This window comes from Streptomyces sp. NRRL S-378 (assembly GCF_000720645.1).
GTDB lineage: Bacteria > Actinomycetota > Actinomycetes > Streptomycetales > Streptomycetaceae > Streptomyces.
In genome coordinates, this window is record NZ_JOBX01000108.1 from 1 (window position 1) to 11,637 (window position 11,637).

Here is an 11,637-nt window from a genome sequence, read left to right on the forward strand (position 1 = left end):
GGCGAGGAGGGGGGAGGTGGGGGCCGTGGAGAGGGACGGGGACAGGGGTGCGATGGTCATGGCGGCTCCTGAACCGGGCACGGAGGGCCAGGCCGGCAGGTGGTGGCCTGGCTCCTCTACTTCTTCCGTGACCGGCTGGATTCGACATGACCGCTCTGCGGCCCTCGGGTGTGCGGACGGCGAACTCGCCGGTCCCCCCGTCCCCCGCTCGGACCGGCGGCGGTGTCAGCGGTCGGAGCTGAGCACCCGCCCGATCTCCTCGGAGGCCGCCCGCGCGGCCTGCTTGGGGTCCTGTCCGGTGAGCACGGCCGTCATGAAGGGCTTGATCGGGTTCTTCGCCTCGACCTCGGCCCAGCGGGCGGAGGCGGGGGTGGCCCGGCCCTGGGCGGCGCCGGGGGCCATGGCGGCGGCGCCCTCGTTGCCCTCGACCAGGTGCGCGAGGGTGCTCTTGTTGGGTACGTAGCTCATGGTGCGGGCGAGTTCGGTCTGCCACTTCTCGCTGACCAGGGCCGTGATCACGGACACCGCGCCCTTCCGGTGCCCGGTCCGCTCAGGGATGATCAGGTCGGAGCCGCCGGTGAAGACGGAGCCGACCCTGTCGGAGGTCTTGCCGGGGATGGGGAAGAAGCCGAGTCTGCCCTTCAGCGCGGGGTTGGCCGCCTCGATCTCGGCGGCCTGGCCGGGCGGGGCGATGATCTGGGCGACCTGGCCGCGGGCGAAGACCTGTGACTGCGGGGGCGTCTCCTCGTCGGCGGCCTTGGGACCGTCACCGAGGGCCTGGAGCTGCTTGTAGAACTCCATGCCGGCCAGGGCCTTCTCGTCGTCGAGGGTGCCGACCCACTTGCCGCCCGTCTCGACGGCGAGCTCCCCGCCCTCGTCCCAGACGAAGCCGGCGAGGACGTACCAGTTCTGTCCGGCGAGGTAGATGCCCTGCTGCTCGCCCTTGTCGAGCTTCTGGGTGGCCTGGATCCACTCCTGGCGGTTCCTGGGCGGGGTCTTTATCCCGGCGTTCGCGAAGAGGTCCTTGTTGTAGACGACCACGCGGTTGGCGGCGTACCAGGGGACGCCGTACTGGGCGCCGTTGACGCTGCCCGGCTCGGCGAGGCCCTTGAGCCAGTCCTTGCTGCCCCACTCGCGCAGCCCTTCGAGCGTGAGTTCGGAGAGGCCTCCGGTCTCGATGTACTGCGCGACCTGGGTGTTCCCGACCTCGATGACGTCGGCGGGCTCCTTGCTCGTGCCGTCCAGGACGGCGTTGACCTTGTCGCCGATGCCCGTCCACTCCTGGATCCTGACGTCCAGGTCGAGGTCGGGGTGCTCCTGCTCGAACGACGCGGTGAACCTGCCGATGAAGTCCTCGGAGGCGCTGCCCTTCATCAGCCACAGCGTCACCTTCTGCCGCCCCGCGGCCTGATCGGCCGACTGGCTGCAGCCCGTCAGGGCGGTCGCGGCCGCGAGCGCCGTACACGCGGCGAGGAAGCGCATCTTCAAGAGGTCACCTTCTGGGGCTCGGTCTCAGATGGCTCGAAATTGGCATAGACCAATAGGCCGGTCAAGGGTCTTTCGCTCGGAATTGTTGGCACAAAGTTCGCGGAGCAGGACTTACTGGGGCACCGTAGAACCAGGCAAAAGCGACCCACTGTCGGGAGACCCCATGTCCAACCACACCTACCGGGTGACCGAGATCGTCGGCACCTCCCATGAGGGCATCGATCAGGCCATCCGCAACGGGATCGCCCGGGCGGGCCAGACCGTACGCAACCTGGACTGGTTCGAGGTGGTCCAGATCCGCGGCCACCTCGAGAACGGGGAGATCGCCCACTACCAGGTGGGACTGAAGGTCGGCTTCCGGCTGGAGGGCGAGGACTGACACCGGCCCCCTCAGGGCCGGACCGGCACCGGGCCCACTCGGGCCCGGGCCACGAAGCCGCTCAGGTGCGGCCCTCGACCTCCTGGCCGGACGTGAGCTCGGGCGCGTCCGCCGCCCAGTCGGCGAGGACGACCCGGAACCCGGCCGCCCGCGCGGCCTGGCAGACCAGCTCGTCGTCGTCCACGAGCATGCGCACCTCCCGGCCCCGGGCGATCCGGCCCAGCACCTCCAGCTTGGTCGTCCGGGCCGGCCTGCGGTCCTGGTTGCCGCGCATCCACAACCGCCCCTCGGGCAGGCCGTGCCGGGTGAGCCACTCCACCGTGTCCGCCCGGCACCGCTCGGGCCGCCCGGTCAGATACACCACCTCGCAGTCGGCCGAGCTCTCCACCGCCAGGGCGATCCCGCGGGCGAGCGGCGGGTCGGCCGGCGCCGCGCCGAAGAAGCCCGCCCAGTCCCTCGGGCGGCGCTCCAGGAAGTGCTGGCGGTGGGCCGTGTCGGACAGGGTGTTGTCGATGTCGAAGACGGCCAGCGGCGGCCGCGAGGTGCGCTTCTCACTCATCCGGCCAGCCTATGACCGGGCACCGACACCGGCCCGGACGCGGGGGCGGCCGAGCCCTTGCGGGAATCCCCGGGGCCGCCGGGCGTTGACTCCGGATCCGAACACTCTCGATCCTCGACCGGTCGCGCACCCGCCAGGGCCAGCCGGCCCCGCAGGCCCTGCGCGACACCGTGGCGCTCGCCCGCACGGCCGAGGAGCTCGGCTACCACCGCTTCTGGGTCTCCGAGCACCACAGCGTGCCCGGCGTCGCGGGCTCGGCCCCGGCCGTACTGGCCGCGGCCGTGGCCGGAGCGACCGACCGGATCCGGGTCGGCACGGGCGGGGTGATGCTGCCCAACCACCAGCCCCTGGTGGTCGCGGAGCAGTTCGGGGTGCTGGAATCGCTCTTCCCCGGCCGGATCGACATGGGGCTCGGCCGCTCGGTCGGCTTCACGAACGGCATCCGCCGGGCGCTCGGCCGGGACACCGGGGACGCCGACCGCTTCGAGGAACAGCTGACCGAACTCCTCGGCTGGCTCGACGGCACCCAGCAGGCGCATCCCGAGGTGCACGCCCGCCCCGCCGAAGGCCTGCGGATACCGGCGTACGTGCTGGCCACCGGCGAGGGCGCCGCAATCGCCGCCCGGGCGGGACTGCCGCTGGTGGTGGGCGACCTGCGCAGCCGCGACCGCGTCATCGGAATCGTGGAGAGGTACCGCGAGGAGTTCCGGCCCTCCGCCGCGGGCACGGATCCGTACGTCGTGGTCTCGGGGACGGTGGCCGTCGCGGCCACCGCCGAGGAAGCCCGGCGCATCCTTCTCCCGGAGGCCTGGTCCCTCGCGTACTCCCGCACCCGGGGCAACTTCCCGCCGCTCCGCACGGCCGAGGAGGTCGAGGCGCTGGAGATGAGCCCGAAGGAGCGGGACCTGTACGAGGGCGCCCTCACGGGGCACATCCACGGGACGGAGGAGCAAGTGGCCGCGGAACTGTTCCGGGTCGCGGAGCAGACCGGCGCGGACGAGCTGCTGGTCACCACCTCGACGTACGACCGCGCCGCCCTGCTGGACTCCTACGCCCGGCTGGCCCGGATCACGGGCCTGCGGCCGTGAGGAGTGCCCCGGGGGCCACCGGGAGCGCCCACGACGGGCCGTAAAGTGGGACGAATGCACCAGTCCACCGAACCCCGGACCGACCACGGCCACGACCCCTACGTACGGGTGCGAGGCGCCCGCGAGCACAACCTGCGCGGTGTCGACGTGGACATCCCGCGCGACGCGCTCACCGTGTTCACCGGAGTGTCCGGTTCCGGGAAGAGCTCGCTCGCCTTCGGCACGCTGTACGCCGAGGCCCAGCGCCGCTACTTCGAGTCGGTGGCCCCGTACGCGCGCCGTCTGATCCACCAGGTCGGCGCACCGAAGGTGGATTCCGTCACCGGTCTGCCGCCGGCGGTCTCGCTGGAGCAGCGCCGCTCCTCCCCCGGCTCGCGCTCCTCCGTCGGCACGGTGACCCTGCTGTCCAACTCCCTGCGGATGCTGTTCTCACGGGCCGGCACGTATCCGCCGGGCGCGCCGCGGCTGGACTCGGACGCCTTCTCCCCCAACACGGCCGCGGGCGCGTGCCCTTCCTGTCACGGGCTCGGGCGCATCCACCGCACCAGCGAGGAACTCCTGGTCCCCGACCCCGGTCTGTCGATCCGCGAGGGCGCGATCGCGGCCTGGCCGGGCGCCTGGCAGGGCAAGAACCTGCGGGACGTCCTGGAGGCGCTCGGCCACGACGTGGACCGGCCGTGGGGGGAGCTGCCCGCCAAGGACCGTGAGTGGATCCTGTTCACCGAGGAACAGCCGGTCGTGACCGTGCACCCGGTACGCGACGCGGACCGGATCCAACGCCCCTACCAGGGCACGTACATGAGCGCCCACCGCTACGTGATGAAAACCTTCTCCGACAGCAAGAGCGCCACCCTGCGGGCGCGCGCCGAGAAGTTCCTCGCCGATTCGCCGTGCCCGGTGTGCGAGGGGCGCCGGCTGCGTCCCGAGGCCCTCGCCGTCACCTTCGCGGGGCGGACCGTCGCGGAGCTCGCGGCGCTGCCGCTGACGGAGCTGGACGCCCTGCTCGCCGCCAGTCCCCCGGACGGTGAGGCGGCACGGGTCCTCGCCGACGACCTGCGTGCGCGGATCGCGCCCGTCACGGAGCTGGGACTGGGCTACCTGAGCCTGGACCGGACGGCGCCGACCCTGTCCACGGGCGAGCTGCAGCGGCTGCGGCTGGCGACGCAGCTGCGGTCGGGGCTGTTCGGGGTGGTGTACGTGCTGGACGAGCCGTCGGCGGGGCTGCATCCGGCCGACACCGAGGCGCTGCTGGGCGTGCTGGACCGGCTGAAGGAGGCCGGGAACACCGTCTTCGTCGTCGAGCACCATCTGGACGTGGTGCGGCACGCGGACTGGCTGGTGGACGTGGGCCCGCTGGCCGGCGAGCGCGGCGGGCAGGTGCTGCACAGCGGGCCGCCCGCGGCCCTGGCCGGGGTCGCGGACTCGGCGACGGCCCGGCACTTGTTCGCTGCACGGGGGCCGGCGGGGCCCGCCCGGACGGTGCGCGCACCGGCCGGGGAGGTGCACCTGAGCGGGGTGGACCGGCACAACCTGCGGGATCTCGACGCGCGGTTCCCGCTGGGGGTGTTCACCGCGGTGACCGGGGTGTCCGGGTCGGGGAAGTCCACGCTGGTCGGTCAGGTGCTCGCCCGGGAGGTGGACGAGCGGATCGCCGACCCGGGATTCCCCGTACGGCGGCTCGTGGAGGTGGACCAGAAGCCGATCGGCCGGACGCCCCGGTCCAACCTGGCGACGTACACGGGACTGTTCGACGTGGTCCGCAGGCTCTTCACGGAGGCGCCGGAGGCGAGGGCGCGCGGCTGGAAGGCGGGCCGGTTCTCCTTCAACGTGGCGGGCGGCCGCTGTGAGACGTGCCAGGGCGAGGGCTTCGTCTCGGTGGAGCTGCTGTTCCTGCCCAGTACGTACGCGCCGTGCCCGGACTGCGGCGGCGCGCGGTACAACGCCGAGACGCTGGAGGCCCGGTACCGGGGCCTGGACATCGCGGAGGTGCTGGCGCTGACCGTGGAGTCCGCGGCCCGGTTCTTCGCGGACGTCCCGGCGGCGGCGCGCAGTCTGCGGGCGCTGGAGGAGATCGGGCTGGGCTACCTGCGGCTGGGGCAGCCGGCCACCGAGCTGTCGGGCGGGGAGGCGCAGCGGATCAAGCTGGCGACGGAGCTGCAGCGGCTGCGCCGGGACCACACGCTGTACCTGCTGGACGAGCCGACGACGGGTCTGCACCCGGCCGATGTGCGGGTGCTGCTGCGGCAGTTGCACGGGCTGGTGGACGCCGGGCACTCGGTGGTGGTCGTCGAGCACGACATGGACGTGGTGGCGGGCGCGGACTGGGTGATCGACCTGGGGCCGGGCGGCGGCGCGGACGGCGGCCGGATCGTGGCCGCGGGCACGCCCGAGGAGGTGGCCGGGTCGCCGGGCAGCCGTACGGCGCCGTATCTGGCCCGGGCTCTCGCGAACGGCCCCGAAGCGGCCGGGTAGGGTGCGTGCGTGTTCTGGAGGCGACTGGGGACCCCTGAGGCGGACGCTGCGCCGGGCGCCGTGCCGGTGGAGGACGCGGGAGCCCTGCCGCCGGAGCCGTGGGACCCGGCCGCACCGGTGGCCAGGCTGCCGATCAGGAACGAGGGCCTGCGCCCGCTGGAGCTCTTCATCGAACCGTACTGCTGGAGCGAGTGGCTGGAGCCGGGGGCGAGCGTCACGGTCGTGACCGTGGGCGAGGCGGGCGCGGAGCGGCCCTGGGCGGGCCCCAGCGTTCCCGACGAGCCGTTCGAGCTGCAGTACCTCGCGGACATGCTCGTGGTCTGGCCGTACGGGGACCTGGTCCTGATCCTGGATGCCGCCGGGAACGAGCTGTACCGGTACCCGTGAGGCTCAGGCGTCGCCGGACAGGAGCTGCTGGGGCAGTTCGCGGAAGCTCCACTGCCCGCCGCGGCGCGTGAACTGCCATACCAGGTCGTAGCGGTCCGGCCAGGCCGCGGGGAGGCCGAGGACCCGGTCGGCGCCGAGGGCGCGCACCAGGCGGGGGATCCCGGTGTGCTCCCAGCAGACGAGCACGGGCATGGGCCCGGCCAGCAGGGCGTGGGCGAGGGCCGCTTCGGCGCCGACGGCGAACTCGGCGCGGACCGGGGTGCGCAGGGCGGTGGCCAGGGCCGTCACGGTCTGGCGGCAGCGGGCGGGAGCGGGGGCCTTGCCGCCGGCGGCGAAGACCGCGGCGGGACGGGGCAGGGAGGACCGTTTCGCCGGCGGGAAGAGCCTCGGGAGCTCCTCGGCCCGGCGCCAGCCGCGCCCGGCCAGCGAGCCGGGGTCGTCCTCGCCGTCCTCGTCCCAGCCGGTGTCCCCGGCGTACGGCTTCTCCGCGTGCCGGATCACCATGACCAGGGCGTCCTCGGCGGCGGGCTGCTGCCCGGGCGCCGGCGGGCGGGGCGCTTCCCCGCCGGAGCAGCCCGCTGCGGCCAGGGGCGCGAGGGCGGCGGCCAGTACGGCTCTGCGGCGTGGTCCGGTCCCGGCGGGGAGTGCTGGCATGGGGTCACTGTCGCCCATGGCCCGGGCGCCGCCGGGGCGCGGCACGGCGGTGCCCGGGCCGGTCAGCCGATCGGCGCAGGGCCCCGGGCCGGCGGGCCCCCTGCGCCGGGCTTGCGGCGGGCAGGTCAGCGGGGGCCCTTGCGGACCGCCCGCAGCCATTCCTTGTTCATCGCGGCGATCGACGGCAGCGGGATGCCCTTCGGGCAGGCCGTGGCGCATTCGCCGGTCAGGGTGCAGCCGCCGAAGCCCTCCTCGTCCATGCGGGCCACCATGTCGAGCACGCGGGTCTCACGCTCGGGCGAGCCCTGCGGGAGGACATTGAGGTGGTTGACCTTGGCGGAGGTGAAGAGCATCGCCGAGCCGTTGGGGCAGGCGGCCACGCAGGCGCCGCAGCCGATGCACTCGGCGTGCTCGAAGGCGAAGTCGGCGTCGGCCTTGGGTACGGCGGTGGCGTGCGCCTCGGGGGCCGAACCGGTGGGTGCGGTGATGTAGCCGCCGGCCTGGATGATCCGGTCGAAGGCGCCCCGGTCGACGACCAGGTCCTTGACGACGGGGAAGGCCGCGGCCCGCCAGGGCTCGACGTCGATGGTGTCGCCGTCGTCGAAGGTCCGCATGTGGAGCTGGCAGGTGGTGGTGCGCTCGGGGCCGTGGGCGTCGCCGTTGATGACGAGGCTGCAGGCGCCGCAGATGCCCTCGCGGCAGTCGTGGTCGAAGGCGACCGGGTCCTCGCCGCGCAGGATGAGGTCCTCGTTGAGGGTGTCGAGCATCTCCAGGAAGGACATGTCCTCGGAGATCCCGTCGACCTCGTACGAGGCCATGTGGCCGGGGGCGTCGGCGCCGCGCTGGCGCCAGACGCGCAGGGTGAGCTTCATGCGTAGCTCCGCTGGGTGGGGTGGACGTACTCGAAGACGAGGTCTTCCTTGTGCAGGACGGGGGCGGTGCCGGTGGCGGTGAACTCCCAGGCCGCGGCGTAGGCGAAGGCCTCGTCCTGGCGGGCGGCCTCGCCGTCCGGGGTCTGGGACTCCTCGCGGAAGTGACCGCCGCAGGACTCGGCGCGGTGGAGCGCGTCGAGACACATCAGTTCGGCGAGTTCGAGGTAGTCGACGATGCGGTTGGCCTTCTCCAGCGACTGGTTGAACTCGTCGCCGGTGCCGGGGACCTTGATGCGGCGCCAGAACTCGTCGCGGATCTGCGGGATGCGGTCCAGCGCCTTGCGCAGGCCCTGCTCGCTGCGGGCCATCCCGCAGTACTCCCACATGAGTTCGCCGATCTCGCGGTGGAAGGAGTCGGGGGTGCGGTCGCCGTCGACGGCGAGCAGCCTCTCCAGCCGCTCGCGGGTCTCGCGTACGACGGCCTCCGCCTCGGGGTGGGTGTCGTCGACGGTGTCGCGGTGCGGGTGGCGGGCCAGGTAGTCGTTGATGGTGGAGGGGAGCACGAAGTAGCCGTCGGCGAGGCCCTGCATGAGGGCGGAGGCGCCGAGGCGGTTGGCACCGTGGTCGGAGAAGTTGGCCTCGCCGATCGCGAACAGGCCGGGCACGGTGGTCTGGAGGTCGTAGTCGACCCAGAGCCCGCCCATCGTGTAGTGCACGGCGGGGTAGATCCGCATGGGGACCTCGTACGGGTTCTCCGCGGTGATCCGCTCGTACATTTCGAAGAGGTTGCCGTACTTCTCGGCGACCTTGTCACGGCCCATGCGGCGGATGGCGTCGGCGAAGTCGAGGTAGACGCCCTGCCCGCCGGGGCCGACGCCGCGGCCCTCGTCGCAGACGTTCTTGGCGGCGCGGGAGGCGATGTCGCGGGGCACGAGGTTGCCGAAGGAGGGGTAGATCCGCTCCAGGTAGTAGTCGCGCTCCGCCTCGGGGATGTCGGCGGCGGGGCGGGTGTCGCCCTTGGCCCTGGGGACCCAGATGCGGCCGTCGTTGCGCAGGGACTCGCTCATCAGGGTGAGCTTGGACTGGTGCTCGCCGGTGCGCGGGATGCAGGTGGGGTGGATCTGGGTGAAGCAGGGGTTGGCGAAGTAGGCGCCGCGCCGGTGCGCCCGCCAGACGGCGGTCGCGTTGGAGTTCATGGCGTTGGTGGAGAGGTAGAAGACGTTGCCGTAGCCGCCGCTCGCCAGGACGACGGCGTCGGCGTAGTGGGTGGAGAGCTCGCCGGTGATCAGGTCGCGGGCGACGATGCCGCGGGCGACGCCGTCGACCACGATCAGGTCGAGCATCTCGGTACGGGCGTGCATCTCGACGTTGCCCGCGGCGATCTGCCGGGAGAGGGCCTGGTAGGCGCCGAGGAGGAGCTGCTGCCCGGTCTGGCCGCGGGCGTAGAAGGTGCGGGAGACCTGGACGCCGCCGAAGGAACGGGTGTCGAGGAGGCCGCCGTACTCGCGGGCGAAGGGGACGCCCTGGGCCACGCACTGGTCGATGATCTCGACGGAGATCTGGGCGAGGCGGTGGACGTTGGACTCGCGGGCGCGGAAGTCGCCGCCCTTGACGGTGTCGTAGAAGAGGCGGTGCACCGAGTCGCCGTCGTTGCGGTAGTTCTTGGCGGCGTTGATGCCGCCCTGCGCGGCGATGGAGTGGGCCCGGCGCGGGGAGTCGGAGAAGCAGAACTGAACGACGTGGTAGCCCTGCTCGGCGAGGGTCGCGCCGGCCGATCCGCCCGCGAGGCCGGTACCGACGACGATGACGGTGTGCTTGCGGCGGTTGGCGGGGTTGACGAGCTTCGCCTCGAAGCGGCGCCGGTCCCAGCGGTCCGCGATGGGGCCCTCGGGGGCCTTGGTGTCGGCGATGGGCTCGCCGGTGGTGTGGTGCGCGTAGCTGCTCACGGTCAGTTCACCATTCCGGTCATGACGGCGACGGGGACGGACACGAAGCCCGCGAAGAGGACGACGGCCAGGCCGTTCGCGAGGGCCTTCAGGGTCCGCTCGCGACGGGCGCTGCCCGCGCCGAGGGTCTGGGCCGCGCTCCAGAAGCCGTGCCGGACGTGCAGGCCGAGTGCGGCCATCGCCACGATGTAGACGGTGTTCCCGTACCAGGTGGAGAAGGTGGCGAGGACGTTCTCGTAGGGGTGGCCGGCCCAGGCACGCTCGTTGACGGTGAGCGTGGTCAGGTCGAGCAGGTGCCAGACGATGAACAGGCCGAGGATGATGCCGCCCCAGCGCATGGTGCGGGTGGCGTAGCTCGCACGGCGGCGCTTGTGGACGTACTTGACCGGGCGGGCCTTGATGTCGAGCCGGCTGAGCTGGTAGGCGGACACGGCGTGGGCGGCGACGGCGGCGAGGAGGACCACGCGGACGAGCCAGAGGGCCCACTCGTAGTGGAGGAAGGGCGAGCCGAGGGTGCGCAGCCAGTGGGCGTAGCCGTTGAACTCGTCCGCCCCGAAGAAGATCTTGAGGTTGCCGAGCATGTGCACGACGAGGTATCCGAGCATGATCAGCCCGGAGACCGCCATGGCGGTCTTCTTTCCGATGGTGGAGCCCCAGAACGAGGGGGCGCTCGTCCGGGTGCGCGTTGCCAGAGCCATGCCATCGACGGTAGGGACGGAGGACCTGAAAGGTCCAAGACATGATGTCGGTCATCTTGATAGACATGCCCTATGCAGTTCCAGCAGCTCCTCTACTTCGTCGCCGTCGCCGAGACCCGGCACTTCACCCGGGCCGCGGAGCGGGTGCACGTGGCCCAGCCGTCGCTCTCCCAGCAGATCAAGGCGCTGGAGCGGGAGCTGGGGGCCGAGCTCTTCAGCCGCGCCCGGGGCAACATCACCTTGACGGACGCGGGTGAGGCGCTGCTGCCGCTGGCCCGGAGGATCCTGGCGGACGCGGACACGGCGCGGCTGGAGGTGCAGGAACTGGCGCAGTTGCGGCGCGGTCGGATCCGGCTGGGGGCGACCCCGAGCGTGTGCACCGGTCTGCTGCCGGGGGTGCTGCGCGCCTTCCACACGGCGCATCCGGGGATCGAGCTGCTGATCGAGGAGAGCGGTTCGCTCGACCTCGTACGGGAGCTGGCGCGCGGGGCGCTGGACCTGGCGCTGATCGCCCTGCCGCTGCCGCCCTCGGCGCCGGCCCTGACGACGGTGGAGTTGCTGACGGAGGACCTGGTGGTGGTGTCCTCGACGAAACTCCCGGCGCCCGGCGGGGGCCGGGAACTGACCATCGCGGCCCTGCGCGACGAGCCGATGGTGATGTTCCGGCACGGCTACGACCTGCGGGAGCTGACCGTGGCCGCCTGCCGGGCCGAGGGCTTCGAACCGGCCTTCACCGTGGAGGGCGGGGAGATGGACGCGGTGCTCGGCTTCGCGCGGGCGGGGCTGGGCGTCGCGGTGGTCCCGGCGATGGTGGTGGCGGGCGCGGGCCCGGGCCTGCGGACGACACCGCTGGCCGGCTCGCCCCTGCGCAGGACGATCGCGCTGGCCCACCGCACCGACGTGGCTCCGCCGCGCGCGGCGCGCGAGCTGCAGCGGATGCTGATGGCCTGACCAGGCCCCGGGGCCGCGCACCCCGGGGGCCTCAGGCATGGGTGGATGGGGCCCCGGGCTGGGGTGGGTGACGCTCCGGGCCCTGTCTCTTATACACATCTCCGAGCCCACGAGACAAGAGGCAATCTCGTATGCCGTCTTCT

General features: G+C 72.6%; 11 protein-coding genes. 5 read left to right on the forward strand and 6 right to left on the reverse strand.

All coding sequences use genetic code 11. From position 1 onward, the window contains the following. Positions 1-225: 225 nt before the first annotated feature. Positions 226-1,488 (reverse strand): extracellular solute-binding protein, encoded by a 1,263-nt coding sequence (locus tag IH80_RS0136920; RefSeq protein WP_030966242.1) that lies wholly within the window; start codon positions 1,486-1,488, stop codon positions 226-228. A 163-nt stretch (positions 1,489-1,651) separates the two neighbouring features. Here IH80_RS0136920 and IH80_RS0136925 point away from each other — a divergent pair, with 163 nt between their 5' ends. Then, on the forward strand, positions 1,652-1,867 hold the full coding sequence (locus IH80_RS0136925) for a dodecin (protein ID WP_030966244.1): 216 nt from the start codon (positions 1,652-1,654) through the stop codon (positions 1,865-1,867). Between the two features lie 61 nt (positions 1,868-1,928). Here the strand turns inward: IH80_RS0136925 and IH80_RS0136930 are convergent, their stop codons facing one another. Then, positions 1,929-2,426 carry a nucleotidase gene (locus IH80_RS0136930; protein WP_030966245.1) on the reverse strand — a complete coding sequence of 166 codons (498 nt, stop codon included), beginning with the start codon at positions 2,424-2,426 and terminating at the stop codon, positions 1,929-1,931. Between the two features lie 95 nt (positions 2,427-2,521). On the opposite strand from IH80_RS0136930, the gene IH80_RS0136935 reads away from it, so the two are divergent. The 3 genes from IH80_RS0136935 to IH80_RS44400 are packed head-to-tail and all read left to right on the forward strand — an operon-like array spanning position 2,522 to position 6,373. After that, positions 2,522-3,514, forward strand: coding sequence for an MsnO8 family LLM class oxidoreductase (locus IH80_RS0136935; RefSeq protein ID WP_030966246.1), 993 nt, complete (start codon positions 2,522-2,524; stop codon positions 3,512-3,514). A gap of 54 nt (positions 3,515-3,568) precedes the next feature. Then, positions 3,569-5,986, forward strand: coding sequence for an excinuclease ABC subunit UvrA (locus IH80_RS0136940; protein WP_051810332.1), 2,418 nt, complete (start codon positions 3,569-3,571; stop codon positions 5,984-5,986). A 9-nt stretch (positions 5,987-5,995) separates the two neighbouring features. Then, positions 5,996-6,373, forward strand: a complete 378-nt coding sequence (locus IH80_RS44400; protein WP_158943831.1) for a hypothetical protein — start codon at positions 5,996-5,998, stop codon at positions 6,371-6,373. A gap of 3 nt (positions 6,374-6,376) precedes the next feature. Here IH80_RS44400 and IH80_RS46640 read toward each other — a convergent pair whose 3' ends face one another. The 4 genes from IH80_RS46640 to IH80_RS0136965 form a co-directional block, all read right to left on the reverse strand. Continuing rightward, the gene (locus IH80_RS46640; protein WP_234432515.1) at positions 6,377-7,027 is read right to left on the reverse strand and encodes a hypothetical protein; all 651 of its coding nucleotides are present in this window, start codon (positions 7,025-7,027) and stop codon (positions 6,377-6,379) included. Positions 7,028-7,152: 125 nt separating this feature from the next. Next, positions 7,153-7,899: a succinate dehydrogenase/fumarate reductase iron-sulfur subunit gene (locus IH80_RS0136955; RefSeq protein ID WP_030966252.1), complete on the reverse strand. Its 747-nt coding sequence runs from the start codon at positions 7,897-7,899 to the stop codon at positions 7,153-7,155. Then, positions 7,896-9,845, reverse strand: coding sequence for a fumarate reductase/succinate dehydrogenase flavoprotein subunit (locus tag IH80_RS0136960; protein WP_030966253.1), 1,950 nt, complete (start codon positions 9,843-9,845; stop codon positions 7,896-7,898). The genes IH80_RS0136955 and IH80_RS0136960 overlap by 4 nt, the downstream gene beginning before the upstream one ends. A gap of 2 nt (positions 9,846-9,847) precedes the next feature. Further along, positions 9,848-10,543: a succinate dehydrogenase gene (locus IH80_RS0136965; RefSeq protein ID WP_030966254.1), complete on the reverse strand. Its 696-nt coding sequence runs from the start codon at positions 10,541-10,543 to the stop codon at positions 9,848-9,850. Between the two features lie 72 nt (positions 10,544-10,615). Here IH80_RS0136965 and IH80_RS0136970 point away from each other — a divergent pair, with 72 nt between their 5' ends. Next, positions 10,616-11,494 carry a LysR family transcriptional regulator gene (locus IH80_RS0136970; RefSeq protein WP_030663275.1) on the forward strand — a complete coding sequence of 293 codons (879 nt, stop codon included), beginning with the start codon at positions 10,616-10,618 and terminating at the stop codon, positions 11,492-11,494. Positions 11,495-11,637 lie beyond the last annotated feature (143 nt).

Bases quoted from the DNA above. Each gene is read 5' to 3' on its own strand.
- IH80_RS0136965 (WP_030966254.1), bottom strand. From the start codon at position 10,543: ATGGCTCTGGCAACGCGCACCCGGACGAGCGCCCCCTCGTTCTGGGGC.
- IH80_RS0136970 (WP_030663275.1), top strand. From the start codon at position 10,616: ATGCAGTTCCAGCAGCTCCTCTACTTCGTCGCCGTCGCCGAGACCCGG.
- IH80_RS0136930 (WP_030966245.1), bottom strand. From the start codon at position 2,426: ATGAGTGAGAAGCGCACCTCGCGGCCGCCGCTGGCCGTCTTCGACATC.
- IH80_RS0136925 (WP_030966244.1), top strand. From the start codon at position 1,652: ATGTCCAACCACACCTACCGGGTGACCGAGATCGTCGGCACCTCCCAT.
- IH80_RS0136955 (WP_030966252.1), bottom strand. From the start codon at position 7,899: ATGAAGCTCACCCTGCGCGTCTGGCGCCAGCGCGGCGCCGACGCCCCC.
- IH80_RS46640 (WP_234432515.1), bottom strand. From the start codon at position 7,027: ATGCCAGCACTCCCCGCCGGGACCGGACCACGCCGCAGAGCCGTACTG.
- IH80_RS0136940 (WP_051810332.1), top strand. From the start codon at position 3,569: ATGCACCAGTCCACCGAACCCCGGACCGACCACGGCCACGACCCCTAC.